We start from the raw sequence: 22,412 nt of genomic DNA, 5'->3' as shown, positions 1-22,412 counted from the left end.
TGGCTCCGGATCATCTCGTCCTGGCGCCTTCCCGGGGCCTGCCCCAGTGGCCTGTGCCAAACGATCCCCGATACAGCGGCGGGCCCGCGCCGGATTTGCACCGGCTTCCCGATTCTCCCACAAGGGGCACCTGACGATGCCCTTATCTCGCGACCTGACGCGGCACGCAAACGGACATTCAATCTTGAGGGCTCTGGGGCGGTAGGGCCCGTTCCGTCCGGACAGTCTTCGGCTCCACCCCAGGCCTGCCGCCGCGCCCGTGCTTGACCTTTTGCCCCCGTCGGTTCAGCTAGGGCGCGAGACAGGAGAAGCAGATGGCACTCGAGGACGCGAAGACCCAGGTCGACATGGCTTTTACCCGTGCGGAGGCGCGCGGGCTTGCCTTCGAGAATACCTTCGGCGGCGCGACGAGCTTCCTGCGCCGGCGCTATACCAAGGACCTGACCGGCGTCGATCTGGCGGTGACCGGCGTGCCCTTCGACCAGGCGGTGACGAACCGGCCCGGCACCCGCTTCGGCCCGCGCGCGATCCGCGAGGCCTCGGCGTTGCAGGCGCCCGATGCGCCCTTCGGCTGGGGCTATGATCCGCTCTCCGAGATGGCGGTCGTCGATTATGGCGATCTGGCCTTCGACTATGCCCACACGCCGTCCTTCCCGGGGCGGGTCGAGGCGCATATCGGCGGCATTCTTGCGGCGGGGGCGGGCAGCATCACCCTTGGCGGCGATCATTTCATCACCTTGCCGATCCTGCGCGCCTATGCCGCGAAATTGGGCCCCGTGGCGCTGATCCAGTTCGACGCCCATTCCGACACCTGGGCCGATGACGACATGAGCCGGATCGACCACGGCACCTTCCTCTACAAGGCGCTGAAACAGGGCGTGGTGGCGCCCGGGACCACGGTCTCGGTCGGCATCCGCACCGACAACCCCGACACCTGCGGCGTCACCATTCTGGATGCGCCCTTCGTGCATCAGGCGGGCGTGGCCGAGACCGTGGCCCGGATCCGGGCGGTGGTGGGCGAGCGGCCGTGTTATATCACCTTCGACATCGACTGCCTCGATCCGGCCTTTGCGCCGGGCACCGGCACGCCGGTCTGGGGCGGGCTGGCATCGTGGCAGGCGGCGGCGATCCTGCGCGGACTTGCCGGCATCAATCTGGTCGGCGGCGACGTGGTCGAGGTCTCGCCGCCCTATGACACCACCGGCGCCACCGCGATCGCCGGCGCCCATGTGGCGATGGAGCTGATCGCGCTTTACGGCTGGACCCGGCGGGGGCGCGCATGATCCTGCGCCTTGCCGCCGCATTGTTGCTTCTGGCCGTGCTTGTCTTCGGGGCCTGGGTGCGCTTCGCGCCGCTGCCGGCCGATCTCTATCACCGGATGGATTCGGCGCATGGGGTGGGCGACTGGCCGGCGAGCGGCGGCTTCGAGGCGGTGCGGCAGGTGACCGAGCCGAAGGCGACGCTTGCCGCCCTGGTCGGCGTGGTCGAGGCGACGCCGCGCACCGCGCTGATCGAGGGCAGCGTCGAGGAGGGGCTCGTCACCGTGGTCACCCGCTCGGCGCTCTGGGGCCTGCCTGACATCACCAATCTCTGGATCGAGGGCGACCGCGTGCATGTGCGCGGTCATCTCGTTTTCGGGCCCTTCGATTTCGGCTGCAACCGCGCCCGGATCGAGGGCTGGCTCGCCCGCGCCGGGGTGCACTGAGCGGGTCGGGCGGCTGTTGCGGCAAGGGCACGCCGGCGCGCCGTCGCGCCGCCAGCCTTGCAGCCCGGGGGCCGCGCTCCTATCTCCTGCGCAGCGGCACTGCGAGGCAAGCCATCATGCGCGACATGTATCATTACTTCCGTTGGGCCTTTGCACTGACGGCGGTGGGGCTCGCGCTCGCCTTCTGGCTGGGCTGGGGCTATTCGCACAGCGCGCCCGGCGCGCTTTCCTTCCTGCTGATCGCCGCAGTGTTGGCGGTGCTCGAGGTCTCGCTCTCCTTCGACAACGCGATCGTCAACGCGAACCGGCTGAAGGACATGAGCCCCGCCTGGCAGCACCGCTTCCTGACCTGGGGCATTGTCATCGCCGTCTTCGGCATGCGCATCCTGTTCCCGCTGCTGATCGTGGTGATCGCCGCCGGCATCGGCCCGCTCGAGGCGCTCGATCTCGCAGCCACCCGGCCCGCGGAATACGCCCGCATCGTCGGCTCGGCCCATGTCTCGATCGCGGCCTTCGGCGGCGCCTTCCTGATGATGGTGGCGCTGACCTATTTCATCGACGAGGGCAAGGAGATCGACTGGATCGCCGCGCTCGAGCGCCGGCTGCGCGCCTGTGCCTCGATCCGCGGGCTCGAGATCGGCTTCGTGCTGGCGGTGGTGCTGCTCTTCGTCTGGCTGCTGCCGCCGCGCACCGAGGGCAACTTCCTGTTCGCTGCGGTGGCGGGGCTTTTGACCTTCCTTGCCGTCGAGGTGCTGGGCCAGGTGCTCGACCGCGCCTCGCTCGCCGCCGAGACGGCGCGGGCGGGCTTTGGCGCCTTCCTCTATCTCGAGGTGCTCGATGCCTCGTTCAGCTTCGACGGGGTGATCGGCGCCTTCGCGCTGACCCAGAACCTGTTCCTGATCGCCATCGGCCTTGGCATCGGCGCGCTTTACGTGCGCTCGATGACGATCATGCTGGTCGAGAAGAACACCCTCGCCGAGTTCCGCTATCTCGAACACGGCGCCTTCTGGTCGATCCTGATCCTCAGCCTGATCATGTTCCTGCAGACGATGATGCATGTGCCCGAGGTCGTCACCGGCCTGCTTGGCGCGGTGCTGATCGGGCTGGCCTTCGTCTCCTCGCTGCGTTTCCGCCGCCACCACGAAGCGACCTGAGCGCGCCTGCCGTCCTGGCAAGCCGGGGTTGCCGCAATGGCGGTTTCGGCCCGGTGCTGGCCATTGCGCGCCTCGACACCGACGCCGAGGCGGGCCAAAGTCCGGCCGGAGGACGAATCCGCGTCGGGCCGCCCGCCCGCCGGGAAGTGAGGAGATCCCATGGGCAAGCTCTATAAGCGCTACCTGCCGCTGGCGCTGTGCGTCATCCTGTGCATCGCGAGCCTTTTCGGACTGGCGCATTCCGCCTGGTTCTGGCTTGGGGTGCTGGTGTTCGGGGCACTCTCGGTGATGGGCGTGCGCGACATCATCCAGACGAAACACTCGATCCTGCGCAACTACCCGGTGATCGGGCATCTGCGCTTCCTGTTCGAGGAGATCCGCCCCGAGATCCGGCAATATCTGATCGAAAGCGATTCCGACGAGGAACCCTTCTCGCGCGAGGAACGCTCGATCGTCTACCAGCGCGCGAAGAACGTCGAGGATGCGCGCCCCTTCGGCACCAAGATGCAGGTCTATGGCTCGGGCTATCAGTGGCTGACCCATTCGATCCGGCCGCGCCACATCGCCGACACCGACTTCCGCGTGACGATCGGCGGGCCCGACTGCACGCAGCCCTATTCGGCCTCGATCTACAACATCTCGGCGATGAGCTTCGGCGCGCTCTCCTCGAATGCGATCGAGGCGCTGAACCGCGGCGCGAAGGCGGGCGGCTTTGCCCATGACACCGGCGAGGGCGGGATCTCGCGCTATCACCGCACGGGCGGTGGCGATCTGATCTATGAACTCGGCTCGGGCTATTTCGGCTGCCGCAACCACGACGGCAGCTTCAACCCGGAGAAATTCGCGCGTCAGGCCGCCGACCCGCAGGTGAAGATGATCGAGATCAAGCTGAGCCAGGGCGCCAAGCCCGGCCATGGCGGCATGCTGCCGGCGGCGAAGATCACCCCCGAGATCGCCGAGGCGCGCGATGTGCCGATGGGCGTCGACTGCATCTCGCCCGCCTCGCATTCGGCCTTCTCGACGCCGCTCGAGATGATGGCCTTCATCGCGCAACTGCGCGAGCTGTCGCAGGGCAAGCCCGTGGGCTTCAAGCTCTGCGTCGGGCACCGGCGCGAATTCATGTGCATCGTCAAGGCAATGCTGGAAACCGGCATCACCCCGGACTTCATCGTCGTCGACGGCAAGGAGGGCGGCACCGGCGCCGCGCCGCTCGAGTTCTCGAACCACATGGGGATGCCGCTGGTCGAGGGGCTGACCTTCGTGCACAACACCCTGCGTGGCGCGGGGCTGCGCGAGCGGGTGAAGATCGGCGCCTCGGGCAAGCTGATCTCGGCCTTCGACATCGCCAAGGCGCTGGCGCTCGGCGCCGACTGGGCGAATTCGGCGCGCGGCTTCATGTTCTCGATCGGCTGCATCCAGGCGCAGTCGTGCCACACCAACCGCTGCCCGGTGGGGGTGGCGACGCAGGACAAGTCGCGCGCGCGCGCGCTCGTCGTGCCCGACAAGGCCGAGAGAGTGGCGAATTTCCACCGCAACACGCTGAAGGCGCTGGCCGAGATGACCGGGGCCGCCGGGCTCGACCATCCGGGCGGCTTCCTGCCGCATCACCTGATGATGCGCGAGAAGGACCGCAACATGGTGGTCGGCGACGAGGTCTATCCCTACATGCCCGAGGGCTTCCTGCTGCGCGAGGACGATGACCGCTTCGGCTATCTGAAACGCTGGCGCCGGGCCCGGCCCGAGGCCTTCGAGCCCTTCGACAGCGGCGTGTGATCCGCCGCCGCGCTAGAGCCGGCGCAGCCGCTCCGGCTCTGGCTGCGCCTCGCGCGCATAGAGATCCTCGTAGCGGATGATGTCGTCCTCGCCGAGATAGGCGCCGGTCTGCACCTCGATCAGCACCACCGGCAGCTTGCCCGGGTTCTCCATCCGGTGCACCGCGCCGAGCGGCACATAGACCGACTGGTTCTCGCTCAAAAGCCGGGTCTCGCCGTCGATCGTCACCTTCGCCGTGCCCTCGACCACGATCCAGTGCTCGGCCCGGTGGTGGTGCGATTGCAGGCTGAGCATGCCACCCGGGCGGACGTGGATGCGCTTCACCTGAAAGCGGTCGCCCCGCGACAGGCATTCGTAGCGGCCCCAGGGGCGGTGGTCGGTGTGCAGCTGCGTCGCCTGCTGCGCGCCTTGCGCGTGCAGCAGCGCCACCGCCGCCCCCACCTCCTGCGTGCGCGAGCGATGCGCCACCAGCACCGCATCGCGGGTGGCGATCGCCATCACATCGCGCAGCCCGATGCCGACGAGCCGCACCTCGGGGCTGTCCGAGCGCAGCAGGCTGTTCTCGCAGTCGATCGCGTCGGCGGTGCCCTGGCAGCCGGTGCCGCAGGCATCGCGCGCGCTTTCCGACCAGACCGCATCCCAGGTGCCAAGGTCCGACCAGCTGCCGGCATAGGGCACGACCGAGAGATTGCGTGCCGGCTCCATCACCGCGTAATCGAGCGAGATCGCGGCAGTGGCCTTCCAGGGGGCGGCCGCGAGGCGCAGGAAGTCGAGATCGAGCGTGGCGCCGGCGAGGGCGGCGCGCACCGGCGCGATCAGCGCCGGGGCATGCGCCTCGAAGGCGGCGATCATGTCGGCGGCGCGGAACAGGAAGATCCCGGCATTCCACAGGAAGCGGTCGCTGCGCAGCATCCCCGCGGCCTCCTCGGGCGCGGGCTTCTCGACGAAACGGGCAAGCGGCGCCGGCCCGTCGCCGGCCCCCTCCGCCTCGGCGCTCAGCTCAAGCCAGCCATAGCCGGTCTCGGCCCGGGTCGGCCGGATGCCAAAGGTGACGATCCGTCCCTTGGCGAGCGCCGGCAGCCCGCGTGCGACGGCGGCGCGGAAGGCCGCGGCATCGGGGATGCGGTGGTCCGAGGGCGCAACCAGCAGCACCGCCTCGGGGTCGCAGGCCTGCAGCTGCAATGCCGCGACCAGCACCGCGGGGGCGGTGTTGTGGCCCTCGGGCTCGAGCAGGATGGTGCCGGCTTCGATCCCGGCCTCGCCCAGCTGCTGGCTGGCGATGAAACGGAAGTCGGCATGGGTCAGGATCAGCGGCGGCGCGAGCGGCTCTGCACCGCATACCCCCGACAGACGCCGTGCCGTGGCCTGGAACAGGGTCTCCTCGCCGGTGACGGCGACGAACTGCTTGGGGTAGCTCTTGCGGGAGAGGGGCCACAGCCGCGTGCCGGACCCGCCACACAGAATGCACGGATGAATCATTTGCAGGCCCTTTCGGACAAAAGGACTTTTTCCGATCAGGCCAGAAAACGGGCATTCTGGCAACAGATTTCGCACACGCTCAGGTTGTGCGGTTGCGGCATGAAAAAGGGCGCGCCGCGGCGGCGCGCCCTTGCATCGCTGTCCGGTCTCAGCCGGCCAGTGCCGCAAGCACCTCGGCGGGGGTGATCGGCAGATGCCGCATCCGCACGCCGACCGCCTCGAAGATCGCGTTGGCGATCGCCGGGGCGACGACGGTGGTGCCCGGTTCGCCAAGCCCCGTCGGCACCTCGGTGCTTTCGACGAAGTCGACCACCACCTCGGGCGTGTCGATCATCCGCAGCGGCGTGTAGCTGTCGAGGTTGCGCTCGCGCGGCAGGCCCGCGGCGATCTCGGTGCCCTCGAAAAGCGCCATCGACAGGCCCCACAGCGCCGCACCCTCGCATTGCGCCTTCGCCCCGTCCGGGTCGACCACGGTGCCGCAATCGACCACGAGCCAGATCTTCTGCACCTCGACCCGGCCCGAGGCGCGGTCGACATGCACCTGCGCCGCGCCGCCGACCCAGGTCGGCATCGAGCGCGACTGGCCATAGGTGGTGGCAATGCCCACCGCGGTGTCGTCGGGCAGCCCGCCCTTGCCATAGCCCGACAGCTCCGCCACCCGGCGCAGCACATTCGCTTGCCGCGTCGCGCCGCCGGTCGCATTCGGCGCCGTGCCGGCGTTGCGGCCAGTGGCGCGGAAGTGGTCGAGCCGGAATTGCAGCGGATCGGCGCCGATGTGGCGCGCGGCCTCGTCCATGAAGCTTTCGACCGCGAAATTGATCCAGCCCGGCGAGACCGAGCGCAGCCAGCCCGGCCGGAAGGTGCTTTCCGCGAGATCGTTCGAGATCGCCCGGGCGCGCTGTGCGCCGACGTCATACCAGTGATCGAGGCCGTCGGCGGAGAAGGGGTCATAGGGTTCGCCATTGGTGCCCTTCGGCATGAAGCCGGGCACCATCACCTTCGTCGGCCAGCCGGCGGTCACCGCACTGTCCATCGCGATCACCGCCTTGTCGGCGTCGAAGGCCATCTTCAGATGCTGCACCGAGGGCGCGCGCAGGCTGTCGAAGGCGACATCGGCCTCGCGCGACATCACCATCTTCACCGGCTTGCCGTCGAGCATCTTCGAGGCCAGCGCCACCGGCACGGCATAGTCGCCGTTCAGCCGCCGCCCGAAGCCGCCGCCCAGCATGTAGCTGCGCATCACCACCTCGCCGTCGCCGACGCCGAGCGCGGTCTGCAGCCAGGGCAGGGCGAGCGACTGCCACTGGTTGCCCGTGTGGATCTCCCACACACCCGCGGCAGTGCGGAAGGCGAGCGCGTTCAGCGGCTCGAGCTGGAAGTGCAGCACCGAGGCGGTGGTGTATTCCGCCTCGAACACATCGGCGGCCTTGGCAAAGACCGGATCGACATTGCTGTCGCCGGTGTCGAGGAGCGCGCCGGTGCTTTCATCCGCGATCAGCTTGCGGCCGTAATCCTGGATCTGCGCCTCGTCGACGGTTGCCGCCGGACCCGGGGTCCAGCTGACCTTGACGGCCTTCGCCGCCTTCACTGCCGCCCAGTGGCTGTCGGCGATGACCATCGCCCAGCCCTGCACGGTCTCGGACGGGTCCTCGAGCGTCAGCGTCTGCAGATAGCCCTTCACCGATTTCGCCGCGCTGTCGTCGATCGCGGTGATGACCGAGCCATAGCGGGTGGGCGGCAGCAGCGGCACGGCGTGCACCATGCCCTCGGCCTGTGCGTCGATGCCGTAGATCGTCGCGCCGGTGGTCTTGTTGGCGATGTCGAGCGCGGTGACCTCCTTGCCGACCAGCGTCAGCTCGTCCGCCGATTTGAGCGGCAGCGCCTTCAGCTCGTCCTCGGTGAAGCTGCGGGTGATGCCCGCGGCGACCAGCTCGCCGAAGCTTGCGGAATTGCCGGCGGCGGTGACCAGTCCGTTCGCCACGCTGACCTCGGAGGCGTCAACGCCCCAGAGCAATGCGGCGGTCTCGGCCAGCGCCACGCGGCCCGCGGCGCCCGCCTGGCGATAGACCGGCCAGCTTTGCCACACCGACCAGCTGCCGCCGGTGACCATCAGGCCCCATTTCGGGTCGGTGTCGACATGGGTGATGCGCACGTCATCCCAGTTCGCGCCGAGCTCATCGGCGAGGATGCGGGCGATGGCGGTGCCCACGTGCTGGCCCATTTCGGCGCGGATGATGTTGACGTTGACGATGCCCTTGGTGTCGATCCAGTACCAGATCGCCGGCTCGTAGGTCGCGCCCACGGCCGCGACCGGCAGGCCGCCCGGCGCCGCCGGGTCCATCGCCGCGGCGCCCGGTTTCGGGAAGCCGAAGACGGCGCCCGCGGCGCACAGCGAGACCAGGAAGCCGCGCCGGCTCAGGTCGGGCAGGGCGCGCTTGTGGGGCGGGAAATGCAAGGTGTCAGCCATTGGTCTTCTCCCCTCGCATCGCGGCCGCGGCTTCGCGCACCGCCTCGCGGATCCGGTTGTAGGTCATGCAGCGGCACAGGTTGCCGGTCATCACCGCGTCGATATCGGCATCCGTCGGGTTCGGGATGTCCTTGAGGAAGGCCGCCGCCTGCATGATCTGGCCCGACTGGCAGTAACCGCATTGCGGCACCTTCAGCGCGCGCCAGGCCTGTTGCAGCGGGTGCGCGCCGGCCGGGTCGAGCCCCTCGATCGTGGTGATCTCGGCCCCGGCCACGTCCGAGACCGGGGTGATGCAGGCGCGCGTCGCGCGGCCGCCGACATGCACGGTGCAGGCCCCGCACATGCCGATGCCGCAGCCGAATTTCGTGCCGGTCAGCCCGACCTCGTCGCGGATCACCCACAGCAGCGGGGTGTCGGGATCGACGTCGAGGCTGACGGCGCGTCCGTTGATGCTGAATTCGATCATCTCATCTGTCCTCGTCAATGCGTCCCCTGGTGCGCCCGGATCTGCGCCACGCGCGTCTCGAGGTCGGTCCAGGGGGCGAGGTCGGCGCGTTTGTCGCGCAGATAGGCGGCGATCGCGGCGATCTGCGGATCGGAAAGCGCGTCGCGGAAGGCGGGCATCACCACCCCGGGTGTGCCCTCGGCCGAGGACACCCCGTCGAGGATCACATGGATCAGGTTCGACGGATCGTCGAGCCGGGTGGCGGAATTGATGCCCAGCTCGGGCCGTTCGGCGACGATGCTCTCGGCGTTGTAGTGGCAGGCGGCGCAGGCGGTGGCGTACAGCCGTTCGCCCTCATCGGCGCGCCAGGCGGGATCGGGGCGGCCGGCGGCCAGGCTTGCCTGCACCGCGGGGCTGGCGGCGGGGTCGGCCTCGGGCGCGCCGACGACATCGCCCAGATAGACGCCGATCGCCGTCAGGTCGCTTGCAGGCAGCTCGCGCAGCCCGGCATGCACCACCGGCGCCATCGGGCCCGCGGCGATGCCGTGATAGACGCCCGCGCCGGTCGAGAGGTAGCGGGTGAAATCCGCGGCCGTCCACGGCACCGCCGAGGGGTTCGCCGCGGTCAGTGCCGGCGCGCTCCAGGCGTCGATGCTCGCGCCGGCAAAGCGTGCGCTCTTCTCCTCGGCGCCGACCTTGTTGCGCGGCGTATGGCAGGCACCGCAATGGGTGACGCCCTCGACCAGATAGGCGCCGCGGTTCCATTCGGCCGATTTTGCCGGATCATCGGTATAGCGGCCGAAGTCGACGAACAGCAGCTTCCAGCCCGCCTGCAGGATCCGCTGGTTCAGCGGGAAGGGGATGGTCGGCGCCTGCGTCGCGTCCTGCACCGGCGCGACCTCGGTCATCAGATAGGCATAGACCGCGTCGACATCGGCATCGGTCATCTTGGTGAAGTGATCGAAGGGGAAGGCCGGGAACAGGTGGCGGCCCTCGCGGTCGACGCCCTCGTGCATGGCGCGCCGGAACGCGGCCTTCGACCAATTGCCAATCCCCGTCTCCGGGTCGGGCGTGATATTCGAGGCGTAGATGGTGCCGAAATCGGTGGTCACCGGGAAGTTGCCGGCATAGGGCGCGCCGCCTGCCGCGGTGTGGCAGGTGGCACAATAGCCCGCGGCGGCGAGGATGCGCCCCTGTTCCACCTGGGCCGGGTCGAAGGCCGGCCGCGCCGAGGGCGGCTCGACGGCATAGGGCGAGTGATACGCGTAGATCCCGAAGCCGGCGAGGGCGAGAACGCCGGCACCTGCCAGAATGGAGAGCGTGGATTTAAGCATCAGGGCATCAATCCTTGGTCTTTTGTAGGGAGAATCCGGGAGAGAGCCCCGGATAACCTGCGACGAAATAGCGCAACGCTCCGCCGCGTCAACCAATGCGGAGGAGAAAAGTCTTGCGCCTGCCGGGGTTTGCGCGGGAGACTGTCTCAATCCCGAGACAGGCTGGACGGGGCGTCGCACCGTGTCCTATGGTCGCAGGCGGGCGCCCCGCCCATCTGTGCCGGATCGGGATGCCCAGACGGGGAAATGACCATGCAGCAACAGGACCTGTGGCGGACCGCCGCCGCGATGCCGGAAGCCGGGGCGGGGGCGCCTGCGGCGCAGGCCACGATCCGGGCCAGCGACCTGCCGCTCGCGGCGCTCGCGGGCCCGGCCGCGCTCGCGCTGATCCTGCGCACCGAGGGGGCGTCCTATCGCCCGGTGGGGGCGACGATGGTGCTCGGCCGCGACGGCGCGGTGGCCGGCACGCTGTCCTCGGGCTGCATTGATGCCGACATCGCCGAACATGCGAAAGCCGTGGCGCGCGCGGGCGGCCTGCGGCGGCTGCGCTATGGCGCGGGCTCGCCCTTCATCGACCTGACGCTGCCCTGCGGCGGCGGGCTCGACATCCTCGTGCTGCCGGCGCCCGGTGCCGAGGTGCTCGCCGATCTGCGGGCGCGGCTGGCCTCGCGCGAACCCTTTTCGCTGGCCGTGTCCGATGCCGGGCTGAGCATCGCCCCCGACGCCGGCGCCGAGCTGGTGCTGCGCGTCCTGCCCGATCCGCGCTTTGCCGTCTTCGGCAAGGGGCCCGAGGCCGTGGCCTTCGCGCGTATGGTCGCGGGGGCGGGCTACGAGACGGTGCTTGCCTCGCCCGACAGCGAGACGCTCGCGCCGCTTGCGGGCCGGGGCGCCACGGTCGTGCACCTGCCGCAGCCCTCGGCGGTCGAACAGGTCGCGCTCGATGCCTTCACCGCCGGGGTGCTGTTCTTCCACGATCACGACTGGGAGCCCGCGATCGTGCGCCATCTGCTGGCGAGCCGCGCCTTCTATGTCGGCGCGCAGGGCAGCCGGCGCACGGCGGAGAACCGGCTTGCCCGGCTGCGCGCGGCGGGCGTGGCCGAGGCCGATCTGGCCCGGCTGCGCGGCCCGATCGGGGTGATCCCCTCGACCCGCGACGCGCGCACGCTCGCGGCCTCGGTGCTGGCCGAGGTTCTGGCCGAGGCGGTCGTCGCCGGCTGAGGCTCACTGCCCCGGGAAGGCCTCCTTGCGGGCCGCGGCGAGGGTCTCGACCCGTTCCGCGGTGGCCGGGTCCGCCAGCAGATCGGCAAGCGGCGCGCCGAGGCGGCGGCGCCAGTTCGGATGCTCGTCAAGCGTGCCGGGCAGGTTCGGCTGCTCGCGCAGCGCCAGCAGATCCTCGAGCGGGGCAAGCGCCAGCCTCGAGGCGGTGTGGCCCAGGTGGCGCAGCGCCGCCCGCACCACCGGCGCCGGATCATCGACCGCCGGGCAGGGCGCGCCGCCGCCGATCGTGCCCCAGAGCCGGCCGCGGTCCCAGGCGCGATGCGCGTCGGCATCGGCCCGGCTTTCTCCGGGGGCGAGGCGGTGCAGCCGCTCGGCCCAGTCGAGATCGCGCCCGGTCCACCAGCCCGCCACCGTCGCCGTGTCATGCGTGCCGGTCATCGCCAGGCTCATCGGCGCGTAATCCTGCGGCCCGATGAAGCCCTGATCGGCCGCGCGCTCGAACCACAGCACCCGCATCCCCAGCATCTTCTTCGCCTCGATCGCGGCGGTGAAGCCGAAGGGGCGGGTGCCCAGATCCTCGGCCACGATCAGCGCCTGCGCGCGGTGGCTTTCAAGGGCGGTCAGCCGCAGCAGGTCCTCGAACGGATAGCGCAGATAGGCGCCCTCGGGCGAGCCTTGCCCGGCGGGCACAACCCAGAGCCGGGCGAGGCCAAAGGCATGATCGATGCGCAGCCCGCCGGCGCGGGCGAGTGTCGCGCGCAGCATCGCGATGAAGGGGGCATAGCCGCTCTCGCGCAGCCCGCGCGGCGAGAAGCTGCTCAGCAGCCAGTTCTGCCCCTGCGGCCCAAGCGGATCGGGCGGCGCGCCGATCGTCAGCCCGTCGAGCATCTGACCGCGCATCGACCAGCTGTCGCTGCCCGCGCCATGCACCCCGACGGCAAGGTCGGCCACAAGGCCGATCGCCATCCCGCCGCTGCGCGCCGCGGTCTGGGCCGCGGCCAGCCCCTCGCGCGCCAGCCATTGGGTGAAGAGGTGAAATTCCACCTCCTCGGCCTCTTCGCGGGCAAAATCGGCGACGGCCGCCCCGTCGGGGTCGTGGAAGGCCGCGGGCCAGGCGCGCCAGCCATCCGCGCCGCTCGGCCGGAACCGGCTGTCGAGCGCATCGAAGATCGCGTGGCGGCGCAGGCCCGGCCCTTCGGCGGCGCTGTCCGCGGCAATGCGCGCGCGGGTCTCGGCGTCGAGCGTGGCGAAAAGCGCGCGCAGCGCGGCGTGGCGCGCGGGCAGGGCGCCCGCCCAGTCGATCAGGTCGCCGCCCGGAGCGGCGGGGAGCGCCGGCAGGCCGAGAAGGGCCGGGTCCGCCATCGCGGTGTTCAGAAACAGCCGGCTCGAGGGCGAATAGGGGCTGTAGCCCGCACCGTGGCCCGGAAACAGCGCATGCACCGGGTTGATCATCACCGCATCGGCACCGCGCGCGGCAAACAGGCGCGCGGCTTCCGCCAGCTCGCCGAAGCTGCCGAAGGGGGTGGGGGTGGCGCCGCGCAGCGCCGGGATCTGCACCGCAGGGCCCCAGAAATGGCGCTCGCCGAGGGCGTCGATGCCGTGGCAGGCGGGTGGCGCCACGGCAAGGGTCAGCTCGGCCCTGCCGAGAACCAGCCGGTAATAGCCGGGCTCCGCCACCGCGGCGAGCCGGCCGTCGGTCAGGGCAATCGGCCGGCTGGTGCCGTCCTCGGCCACCAGCAGCGCCCCGACGCCCTGCGGCAGCGTCGCGGGGAGCGCGGTCTCGATCCCGGTCTCGGTGACGATCATCGCGGGCGGCGTCGCCGCCTCGGCGGCAAGCCGGTCGCGGCTGCGCGCAATCTCGGCCGCCGAGCCGACCGGATAGCCGAGCGCCGCAAGGACCGGCGCCAGCCGTGCGTCCGGGATCACCTGCTCCGATCCGAAGATATCGTGCCAGATCCGGGCGACACCTGCCGCCTCGGCAATCTCTTCGATCGGGGTCATCATTCCTCCGCTGCCCGGCCCGCGTGCCGCGCCATCGTGCGAGCATAGCTGGCCCCCGGGCGGGCGGCAACGGGGCGCTGCGGTGCAGCGCGCCGGTCCGCCCCCCGTCCGGTGCCGGCTCAGCCCGCCGTGCCCGTCATGCCCGCCGCGGCGATCGCGGCCAGCGCCGCCTCGGCCGAGGGCAGTTCGCGGGCAAGCAGCAGGCAGACCCGGGCAAGGTAAAGCTCGGGTGCCTCGGGTGCGGCGCGGTCGATCCCCTCGGCCAGCGCCTCGTACACCCGTTCGATCTCGTGCTGCGTCATCTCACACCTCCCGGAAGCACAGTTTGTCGAGCGCGGCGCGCACGGTCCCGGCGGTGGCCGCCTGCCAGCGCGCGCCGACGTGCAGATCGGGGCGCACGAGGTAGGCCGCGCCTTGCGCCGCGCCGAGCCGGTCGGCCGCCGCGGAGGGCCAGGGCAGGCAGACGACGGCGGGGGCGCCGGGCAGAGCCTCGATGGCGCGGGCGAGCGCCGGATCAAAGCACACGAGGGTGAAGCCGCCACGGGCGAGCCGGTCCGACAGGAAGCCGGCGCCCACCCGCGCCTCGACCATCGCCGCCCCGGGCGCGGGCCCCGCGGCAAAGCCCGGATCGTCGGGCAGCACGGCCGGGCTTTCGGCATAGGTGAAGGGGGTCATCTGCCGCGGGTTGGCGAGCTCGCCGGCGAAGGGGTGGGTGAGGGCGAGGCCAAGCGCCGCGTCGCGCAGGATCTGCCAGCCGCGGCTTGGCGGGGTCATGAAGCGCGCACTTTTCGAGGCATTGGCAAAGACATCGAGCGTCGCGCCGCGCCGTTCGGGGGTGTAGCTGTCAAGCAGCGCCGCCCCGGCCTTGCCGGCCAGCACATGGCCGAGTTTCCAGCCGATGTTATGGGCGTCGGCGATGCCGTTATTCAGCCCGCGCACGCCGAAGATCGGCACGATATGGGCGCTGTCGCCGATGAAGATCACCGGGCCCTTGCGGTAGTCCTCGAGCGCCAGCGTGTTGGCCGAATAGATCGACCACCATTCAAGCTCCCACGGGCCCGTGTGGCCGATCTCGGCCAGCACCGCGGCGACGCTTGCGCGCACGACCTCCTCGCGAACCGCCTCGGCCGGGTCCTCGTCATCGCCAAGCTGATAGTCGATGCGCCAGATGTTGTCGGGCTGGCGGTGAATGAGCACCGTCGCGCCGGGCCGGCAGGCCGGGTCGAACAGCGCGCGCCGGATCGTCGGATAATCGTGCTCCATCTGCACGTCGGCGATGACATAGCGGCCCTCGAAATTCTGCCCCTGCAGGCGCAGGCCAAGCTGGCTGCGCACCGCGCTGCGTGCACCATCTGCGGCCAGAACCCAGTCGGCGTGGAAGCTGTAGCCTCCTTCAGGATCGGCGACGGTCAGCCGCGCGCCACTCGCGTCGATCTCGATCCCCTCGAGCCGGCTTTGCCAGCGCGTCTCGATCAGCGGGCTGGCCTCGATCGCCTGCCACAGATAGGCCTCGATGAACTGCTGCTCGAGGTTGTACATCGGGCGGAATTTCTCCTCGGGCCCGTCGGGCATCTGAAACTCGAGGATCTGCTGGCCGCGGTAGAAGCTGCGCCCCGTGGTCCAGCCGAGCGACTTCTCGAGGAAGGGCGCGACCACGCCGAGGCTGTCGAGGATGGCATAGCTTTGCCGCGCGATGCAGATCGCCCGGCTGCCGTCGTTGAAGGTGTCCTTCGCCTCGAGCAGAACCGAGGCGATGCCCTGCTGGGCGAGCGTCAGCGCCGCGACCATGCCGACGGGGCCGGCGCCGACGATGGCGACGGCGACGTCGCGCGCAAGTCCGGCGCGTGCCGCGCCCTCGGGCGCCGCGAATTGCGGATAGGTGAAATAAAGCGATGCGGTGTCCGCGCGGCCTGCCGGTCTCATGCCGTCCTCCCTGAAACAGTCTCCCGCCCCTGTTTACCGCGCCGGGGCGGGCGGGTATGTCCTTCAAAGCAGGGGACAGGAGGGGACGGATGAGCGGTGTCTACGGTCTGGTCGGGGCCTGTCTTGCGACCCTTGGCGAGGCGGGCTGTGCGACGCATCTGCTCGACCTCGCGCAGCGCACCGGCGCGCGGCAGGTGATGGTCTTCGACCTCACCGCCGAGCGGGCGCTCTGCCTGCTGTCGTGCAACTACTCGGCCGGCCATGTCGGCGAGGCGATGGCGGCGCGCTATCTCGACGGCGCCTTCCGCCGCGATCCGCTGCTGCCGGAACTTTTGGCGCTTACGCCGGGCACGCTGCTTCTGCGCGGGCTTGCAGCGCAAAGCGCGGGCGTCGATCCCGACTATTGGGAGGCGCTTTTTGCCCGTCCGGGGCTGGCGGGCAAGCTGAGCGTGCTGGCCGCGGGCGCGCGGCGGCGGCTGTTCGTGAACTTCTACCATGGCGAGGGCGAGGCCGGGCGGCTTGATGCCGAACTGGCCGAACTGGTGGGGCGCCTTGCGCTTCTGCACGCCGAGGCGCGCGCGCCCTCGGCGCTGCCGCCCGCCCTTGCGCCGCTGAGCGAGCGCGAGCGCGAGGTCTGTCTTGGCGTGCTGGCCGGCAAGAAGGCCGAGACGATCGCGGCCGAGCTGGCGCTGTCGCCCGCCACCATCGCCACCTATCGCAAGCGCGCCTATGACAAGCTTGGCATCACCTCGCGCGGGGCGCTCTTCGCGATCTGCCGGCAGGACTGAGAGAGCTTCCGGCGAGGGGGCTTCCGGTCCGGGGCGGGGGCGCGCTAGGGTGGCGCCACAACGACCCAGACGAGGATCTCCCATGCCCGCACCGCACAACCCCTTCAAGGCCCGACTGAAAACCGGCGAGACGCAGATCGGCCTGTGGGTCTCGCTGGCCGATGCCTCGGTGGCCGAGCTTGCCGCACACTGCGGCTTCGACTGGATGGTGATCGACGGCGAGCACGGGCCGAACGGGCTGCGCGAGGTGATGGACCAGCTGCGCGCGGTGGCCGAACGCACCCATCCGGTGGTGCGGGTGCGTGATGACGACCGGGCGCGGATCAAGCAGATGCTCGACATCGGGGCGCAGACGATTCTGGTGCCGATGGTGGAAAGCGCCGAACAGGCGCGCGAGGCGGTGCGCTCGATGCTCTATCCGCCCGCCGGCGTGCGCGGCGTCGGCGCGATGCTCGGCCGCGCCACCGGCTATGGCGCGATCGGCGATTACCTTGCCACCGCGAATGACGAGGTCTGCCTGCTGGTGCAGGTCGAAAGCCGCAAGGGCCTTGCCGCGCTCGACGAGATCCTGACGGTCGAGGGGGTGGACGGGGTCTTCATCGGCCCGGCCGATCTGACCGCCGACATGGGCCATGGCACGAACAGCGCCGCGCCCGAGGTGCAGGACGCGATCCGTGACGCGATTGCGCGCATCCGCGCCGCGGGGCGCGCGGCGGGGATTTTGTCGACCGATCCGGCGGTGGCGCGGCGCTATGCCGAGCAGGGCGTCGCCTTTCTTGCCGTCGGCACCGATGTCGGCGTGCTCGGCACCGGGCTGCGTGCCCTGCGCGCGGGCTTCTGACCTTCGGCCGGGCCTGCCACCGCGGCGGGCCCGGCACGCGATGCGGCCGGTCGCTCATTCCGGGGCACTCATTCCCCGGGCGCATCAACTCCGCCGGATTCGTCATTATGCAGGGCCGGCGGAAAAGGATTATTCCGCTTCAGGCATCCTCCTGACGCGGCAGACACAGAATGACTTCTCCCCTCCCTCCGCTTTCACTTCCCGGCATCGCCGCGGCGGCACGACCCGTCCGGGCGCGGCGGGGCGCGTGATGGGCGTGTCGCGGATCTTGCCCCGGACCGGGGAGCTGCCGCTGCACCGGATCGCCGGCGGGCTCGCCGTGGTGATGATCGCCGCGCTGGTCGCGGGGCAGGTGGGCGGACGGTTCCTGCCCGGCCTTGGTATTCTCGACTGGCTGGCCGCCACAGCCGCGGTGGCGCTCGCGCTGATCCGGCTGCCGCAGGTGCAGCGCATCGCGCGCCGCTTCGCGCTTGGCGCGCTGGTGGTGGCGGCGCTGGTCGCGATCCTCGCCCCCGAGGCGCTGCCGGCGATGCAGCGCGCGCTGTTTCAGGGCACCGCCTTCTCGGCCTTCCTGACCACGCTCGGCCTGATCCGGGCGCCGGTGCGGGCCTCGAAGGTGATCGGCGTGGCGGCGGCGCGGCTTTTCGCCTATCCGGCGCGGCTGCGCGCCCTTGCGATGACCTTCGGCGCGCAGTTCCTGTCGGTGCTGTTCAACATCGGCACGATCGGCATGATGTCGGACATCGCCGCCGACCATGCCGCCCGCGCCAGGGCCGAGGGCAAGCCCGGCATCGACCCGGCGCCGGTGACGCTTGCCGCGCTGCGTGGCACGCTGATGATGACGGTGTGGAACCCGATCGGCGTCGGCTTTGCCATCGTCACCTCGGCGATCCCGGCGCTCGACCCGGTGCTCTTCCTCGCGCTCAGCTTCGGCGCGGCGATGCTGGTCTCGGCGGGCAGTCTGCTGCTCGACCGTGGCGCGACGGCGGCCGATCCCGAGCGTGACAGCGTGCCGGGCGGCGGCCGGGCGCTCGCCGCGATCCTGGCCGCGGTGGCGGGGCTGATCGCCGTCACCCTCGGGCTGCACCGCGCCCTCGATGTCAGCTTCCTCGTCGCCGCCTGCGTGGTGCTGCCGCTCCTTGCGGTCCTCTGGCCGCGGATCGAGCCCGCGGCGCGTGGGGCAGGGGCGCAGCCTCCGCTCGACGCGCTCTCCGAGGCCTCGGCGACGATGGCGAACGAGGCGACGATCTTCCTCGCCGCCGCGGTGATCGGTGCGGGTGTCTCGGTTGCGCTGAACGCGCTCGGCGTCGGCGCGCTGATCGAGAGCGGCGCACTGCCGGCGCTCGCCGTCATCCTTGGCTGCCTCGTGCTGATCCCGCTCGCCGGTGCCGCGCTGATCCCGCATTCGATCGTGATGGTGCTGGCGGCGCAGCTCTTCGGCTCGGGCCCCGTCGGCGCCGCCCATCCGCTCGCCCTTGCGCTTGCGCTGTGCTTCGCCTGGGCGCTCGCCATCTCCGCCTCGCCGATCTCGGCGATGTCGATCATCACCGGCCGGGTTCTGGGCCTGCTGCCCGCCCGCGTCACCTTCGGCGTGAACCGCGCCTTCACCCTTTACGGGCTCGGCGCCGCCGCGGCGCTCGTCTGCCTGACCTATTTCCTCGAATAAAAGACCACAGGAAGGACCTCTCATGTCGCTTGCACCCGAAACCCGGAGCCTGCTCGAAGCCCTTGGCGTTGACGCCGCGCGCACCACGGCCGGCACGATGCCGAGCTTCTCGCCGGTGACCGGCGAAGAGATCGCCGCGCTGACCGCCGACACGCCCGAGACCGCCGCCGCCGCCGTCGCCCGCGCGAAGGAGGCCTTCAAGGCCTGGCGTCTGGTGCCGGCGCCGAAGCGCGGCGAGCTTGTCCGTCTTCTGGGTGAGGAGCTGCGCGCCGACAAGGTGGCGCTTGGCAAGCTCGTCTCGATCGAGGCCGGCAAGAGCCCGTCCGAGGGCCAGGGCGAAGTGCAGGAGATGATCGACATCTGCGACTTTGCCGTGGGCCTCAGCCGTCAGCTCTACGGGCTGACCATCGCCACCGAGCGCCCCGGCCACCGGATGATGGAGACCTGGCATCCGCTTGGCGTGGTGGGCGTGATCACCGCCTTCAACTTCCCGGTCGCGGTCTGGGCCTGGAACAGCGCGCTTGCCTTCGTGTGCGGCGATGCGGTGATCTGGAAGCCGTCGGAAAAGACCCCGCTCACCGCGCTTGCCTGCGCGGCGATCCTCGCCCGTGCGATGGCGCGCTTCGGCGCGGCGCCCGAGAACCTGAGCCAGGTGCTGATCGGGGCGGGCGATGTCGGCAATGTGCTGGTCGAAAGCCCGGACGTGGCGCTGATCTCGGCCACCGGCTCGACCCGGATGGGCCGCATCGTCGGGCCGAAGGTGGCGGCGCGCTTCGGCCGCTCGATCCTCGAACTCGGCGGCAACAACGCCGGCATCGTCTGCCCTTCGGCCGATCTTGACATGACGCTGCGCGCGGTGGCCTTCGGCGCCATGGGCACGGCGGGCCAGCGCTGCACCACGATGCGCCGCCTCTTCGTGCACGAGAGCGTCTATGACGCGCTGGTGCCGCGGCTCATCAAGGCCTATGCGAGCGTCACCGTCGGCAACCCGCTCGAGACCCAGGCCCTTGTCGGCCCGCTGATCGACAGGCAGGCCTTCGACGCGATGCAGGCCGCGCTTGCGGAGGCGCGTGCGGCGGGCGGCACGGTGCATGGCGGCGCGCGCGAGGCGATCGGCTCGGACGCGGCCTATTACGTGCATCCGGCGCTCGTCGAGATGCCCGAACAGGTCGGCCCGGTGCTCGAGGAAACCTTCGCGCCGATCCTCTATGTGATGAAATACCGCGATTTCGACGCGGTGCTCGAGGCGCATAACGCCGTGGGCGCGGGGCTCAGCTCGTCGATCTTCACCCTCGACCTGCGCGAGATGGAAACCTTCCTGTCGGCGCGCGGTTCGGATTGCGGCATCGCCAATGTCAACATCGGCACCTCGGGCGCCGAGATCGGCGGGGCGTTCGGCGGCGAGAAGGAGACCGGCGGCGGCCGCGAGAGCGGGTCGGATGCGTGGAAGGGCTACATGCGCCGCGCCACCAACACGATCAACTTCTCGCGCGAGCTGCCGCTCGCCCAGGGCGTCACCTTCGACATCGACTGAGGCCAGAGATGACCGTGCACATGCCTGAAACGGCCGGGTTCGTCCCGGCCGATCGGATCGCCGCGCTCGGCGTGTCCGAGATCCTGCAGATCGGGGCGCGGGCCGCGGCGATGAAACGCGCGGGCCGGCCGACGATCATCCTCGGCGCGGGCGAGCCCGATTTCGACACGCCCGAACACGTCAAGGCCGGTGCGGCGCAGGCGATGGCCGAGGGGCGGACGAAATACACCGCGCTTGACGGCACGCCCGAGCTGAAGGCGGCGATCGCCGAGAAGTTCCGCCGCGAGAACGGTGTCGACTATCCGGTCGGCGCGATCACCGTCGCCGCGGGCGCGAAGCAGATCCTGTTCAACTCGCTGATGGCGAGCCTGAACCCGGGCGACGAGGTGATTGTCCCGACGCCGTGCTGGACCTCGTATTTCGACATCGTGCGGATCGCCGGCGGGGTGCCGGTGGCGGTGCCCTGCGACGGTGCGCAGGGGTTCCGGCTGACGCCCGGGGATCTGGCTGCGGCGATCACCCCGCGCAGCCGCTGGGTGATCCTGAACTCGCCCTCGAACCCGACGGGCGCAGCCTATGCCGAGGCCGATTATCGCCCGCTGCTTGACGTGCTGCTCGCCCACCCGCGGCTGTGGCTGCTGGTCGACGACATGTACGAGCACATCACCTATGACGGCTTCCGTTTCGTCACCCCCGCGGCGCTCGAACCGCGGCTGAAGGACCGGATCCTGACGGTGAACGGCGTCTCCAAGGCCTATGCGATGACCGGCTGGCGGATCGGCTATGCCGGCGGGCCCGAGGCGCTGATCCGGGCGATGGCGGTGGTGCAGAGCCAGTCGACCTCCTGTCCGAGCTCGATCAGCCAGGCGGCGGCACTGGCGGCGCTGAGCGGCCCGCAGGCGCTTCTGGCCGAGCGTGCCGAGAGCTTCCGGCGCCGCCGAGATCTGGTTGTCGCCGGGCTGAACGCGATCGCGGGGATCGACTGCCGGGTGCCCGAGGGGGCGTTCTACACCTTCGCCTCCTGCGCCGGGCTGATCGGGGCGGTGACGCCCTCGGGCCGGGTCATCGACAGCGACCGCGCCTTCTGCGCCTGGCTGCTCGAGGAGGCCGACGTGGCGATGGTGCCGGGGGCGGCCTTCGGCCTTTCGCCCTATTTCCGGATCTCCTACGCCACCTCCGAGGCCGAGCTGCACGAGGCGCTCGCACGCATCACCCGCGCCTGCGCCACGCTGACGCGGCCGCACTGAGGCCGCCCGGCAGGCGCCGCCCCCCGTGCGGTCAGCGGAAAGGGACGATCTGGCGCGGTCTCTGCACGAGGCGCGCGGGGTCTTGCAAAAGGCGCGCCGCCTGTTTCAGGGGGCGCGTCAGCTCGCGGTGAAGCTTGCCAAGCAGGCTTTTCGGCTTTGGGCTAGGCGTCAGGCCGCGATAGGTCTCGCTGATCTGCGAGCCGAGCCGGGTGGCATCCGGGGTCAGCCGGTCGTCCTGGATGCAGATCGCCGGGCAGAGCTGCCAGGGCGCGAAGCGCAGACCATATTGCGCGGGATTGAAGATCAGGTGATCGACCGGAACATCGAGCTGCCGCGAGCGTGCAAGCAGCTGTTGCGCTGCCGGGCGGCTCAGCACATAGGCGGCCGCGCCGAGGTGGAGCCCGTCGAGCCGGCGCAAGAGCCGGTCCTGCGCCGCAAGCGCCTGTCTCGAGAGCAGCGTCTTCGACAGCAGCGTTTCGAGCTTGACCAGCTCGACCCCGGGCGGGATCCACGACCCATCGCGCAGGAAGGCGGGAGCGCCCGGGGCGAAATGCACGTCGTCTTCGAAGACGGCGCCGAACGGTTCGTCGCCCGCCGCGATGCGCTTCCAGCATTCCCGGTGGCTCAGGAAACAGGCGATTTCCGCCTCGATCCAGGGCCGCCGCATCAGGTTGCCGATATTCACCTCGGGGTCGCGATCGGGGATCTCGTCGATGCGCACGGCGCGCATGCGGCTGGCGCTGAGCCCCATCGCGGCGAAGGAGGTCTCCATCCAGTCGCGCCGCGCCGTCGCCTCGTCGAGGTTGATATACTGGCAGATCATCGCATGTCTTTCTG

Annotated in this window: 18 protein-coding genes and 1 riboswitch; of the genes, 10 read left to right on the top strand and 8 right to left on the bottom strand. The window is 70.4% G+C overall.

Translation table 11 applies throughout. The annotated features are described in order from the left end of the window. Nucleotides 1-149: riboswitch (cobalamin riboswitch) on the bottom strand. This riboswitch is flagged as partial in the annotation. 165 nt (nt 150-314) lie between these two features. The 4 genes from speB (at nt 315) to EOW66_RS15725 (ending at nt 4,632) form a co-directional block, all read left to right on the top strand. Continuing rightward, nucleotides 315-1,283, top strand: coding sequence for an agmatinase (gene speB, locus EOW66_RS15740; protein WP_128157238.1), 969 nt, complete (start codon nt 315-317; stop codon nt 1,281-1,283). Then, nucleotides 1,280-1,705 carry a DUF1499 domain-containing protein gene (locus EOW66_RS15735; RefSeq protein ID WP_128157237.1) on the top strand — a complete coding sequence of 142 codons (426 nt, stop codon included), beginning with the start codon at nt 1,280-1,282 and terminating at the stop codon, nt 1,703-1,705. Before speB ends, EOW66_RS15735 begins: the two co-directional genes overlap by 4 nt. Before the next feature lie 116 nt (nt 1,706-1,821). Then, complete coding sequence (locus EOW66_RS15730; RefSeq protein ID WP_380710844.1) at nt 1,822-2,859, top strand: DUF475 domain-containing protein; 1,038 nt, start codon at nt 1,822-1,824, stop codon at nt 2,857-2,859. 159 nt (nt 2,860-3,018) lie between these two features. Next, nucleotides 3,019-4,632, top strand: coding sequence for an FMN-binding glutamate synthase family protein (locus EOW66_RS15725; protein ID WP_128157236.1), 1,614 nt, complete (start codon nt 3,019-3,021; stop codon nt 4,630-4,632). A gap of 12 nt (nt 4,633-4,644) precedes the next feature. Here the strand turns inward: EOW66_RS15725 and EOW66_RS15720 are convergent, their stop codons facing one another. From EOW66_RS15720 to EOW66_RS15705, 4 genes are all read right to left on the bottom strand, one after another. Beyond that, nucleotides 4,645-6,111 (bottom strand): mannose-1-phosphate guanylyltransferase/mannose-6-phosphate isomerase, encoded by a 1,467-nt coding sequence (locus tag EOW66_RS15720; RefSeq protein WP_128157235.1) that lies wholly within the window; start codon nt 6,109-6,111, stop codon nt 4,645-4,647. Nucleotides 6,112-6,259: 148 nt separating this feature from the next. Further along, nucleotides 6,260-8,578, bottom strand: coding sequence for a xanthine dehydrogenase family protein molybdopterin-binding subunit (locus tag EOW66_RS15715; RefSeq protein ID WP_128157234.1), 2,319 nt, complete (start codon nt 8,576-8,578; stop codon nt 6,260-6,262). Beyond that, nucleotides 8,571-9,044 carry a (2Fe-2S)-binding protein gene (locus EOW66_RS15710; protein ID WP_113898766.1) on the bottom strand — a complete coding sequence of 158 codons (474 nt, stop codon included), beginning with the start codon at nt 9,042-9,044 and terminating at the stop codon, nt 8,571-8,573. The genes EOW66_RS15715 and EOW66_RS15710 overlap by 8 nt, the downstream gene beginning before the upstream one ends. Nucleotides 9,045-9,058: 14 nt before the next feature. Continuing rightward, on the bottom strand, nt 9,059-10,357 hold the full coding sequence (locus tag EOW66_RS15705) for a cytochrome c (protein WP_128157233.1): 1,299 nt from the start codon (nt 10,355-10,357) through the stop codon (nt 9,059-9,061). A 252-nt stretch (nt 10,358-10,609) separates the two neighbouring features. Here EOW66_RS15705 and EOW66_RS15700 point away from each other — a divergent pair, with 252 nt between their 5' ends. Further along, complete coding sequence (locus tag EOW66_RS15700) at nt 10,610-11,575, top strand: XdhC family protein (RefSeq protein WP_164881152.1); 966 nt, start codon at nt 10,610-10,612, stop codon at nt 11,573-11,575. Nucleotides 11,576-11,578: 3 nt separating this feature from the next. On the opposite strand, the gene malQ is transcribed toward EOW66_RS15700, so the two are convergent. From malQ to EOW66_RS15685, 3 genes are all read right to left on the bottom strand, one after another. Continuing rightward, nucleotides 11,579-13,576 carry a 4-alpha-glucanotransferase gene (gene malQ, locus EOW66_RS15695; protein ID WP_128157231.1) on the bottom strand — a complete coding sequence of 666 codons (1,998 nt, stop codon included), beginning with the start codon at nt 13,574-13,576 and terminating at the stop codon, nt 11,579-11,581. A 119-nt stretch (nt 13,577-13,695) separates the two neighbouring features. After that, nucleotides 13,696-13,878, bottom strand: coding sequence for a hypothetical protein (locus tag EOW66_RS15690; RefSeq protein WP_128157230.1), 183 nt, complete (start codon nt 13,876-13,878; stop codon nt 13,696-13,698). Between the two features lies 1 nt (nt 13,879). Further along, nucleotides 13,880-15,499, bottom strand: coding sequence for an FAD-dependent monooxygenase (locus EOW66_RS15685; RefSeq protein ID WP_128157229.1), 1,620 nt, complete (start codon nt 15,497-15,499; stop codon nt 13,880-13,882). A gap of 89 nt (nt 15,500-15,588) precedes the next feature. Here EOW66_RS15685 and EOW66_RS15680 point away from each other — a divergent pair, with 89 nt between their 5' ends. The 5 genes from EOW66_RS15680 (at nt 15,589) to EOW66_RS15660 (ending at nt 21,575) form a co-directional block, all read left to right on the top strand. Further along, the gene (locus tag EOW66_RS15680) at nt 15,589-16,287 is read left to right on the top strand and encodes a helix-turn-helix transcriptional regulator (RefSeq protein ID WP_128157228.1); all 699 of its coding nucleotides are present in this window, start codon (nt 15,589-15,591) and stop codon (nt 16,285-16,287) included. 82 nt (nt 16,288-16,369) lie between these two features. Next, a complete protein-coding gene (locus tag EOW66_RS15675; RefSeq protein ID WP_128157227.1) occupies nt 16,370-17,128 on the top strand; it encodes an HpcH/HpaI aldolase family protein in 759 nt (252 codons plus the stop codon). 250 nt (nt 17,129-17,378) lie between these two features. Next, a complete protein-coding gene (locus tag EOW66_RS15670; RefSeq protein ID WP_239017608.1) occupies nt 17,379-18,794 on the top strand; it encodes a hypothetical protein in 1,416 nt (471 codons plus the stop codon). 22 nt (nt 18,795-18,816) lie between these two features. Next, complete coding sequence (gene amaB, locus EOW66_RS15665) at nt 18,817-20,328, top strand: L-piperidine-6-carboxylate dehydrogenase (RefSeq protein WP_128157226.1); 1,512 nt, start codon at nt 18,817-18,819, stop codon at nt 20,326-20,328. Between the two features lie 8 nt (nt 20,329-20,336). After that, nucleotides 20,337-21,575, top strand: coding sequence for a pyridoxal phosphate-dependent aminotransferase (locus EOW66_RS15660; protein ID WP_128157225.1), 1,239 nt, complete (start codon nt 20,337-20,339; stop codon nt 21,573-21,575). 31 nt (nt 21,576-21,606) lie between these two features. Here the strand turns inward: EOW66_RS15660 and EOW66_RS15655 are convergent, their stop codons facing one another. Further along, on the bottom strand, nt 21,607-22,398 hold the full coding sequence (locus tag EOW66_RS15655) for a glycosyltransferase family 25 protein (protein ID WP_164879958.1): 792 nt from the start codon (nt 22,396-22,398) through the stop codon (nt 21,607-21,609). Nucleotides 22,399-22,412: the final 14 nt, after the last annotated feature.

Origin of the sequence: Paenirhodobacter huangdaonensis, from assembly GCF_004022465.1 — a bacterium.
GTDB lineage: Bacteria > Pseudomonadota > Alphaproteobacteria > Rhodobacterales > Rhodobacteraceae > Rhodobacter > Rhodobacter huangdaonensis.
Note: the sequence above shows the minus strand (reverse complement) of the source record. Positions and strands in the feature narration are given on the sequence as shown.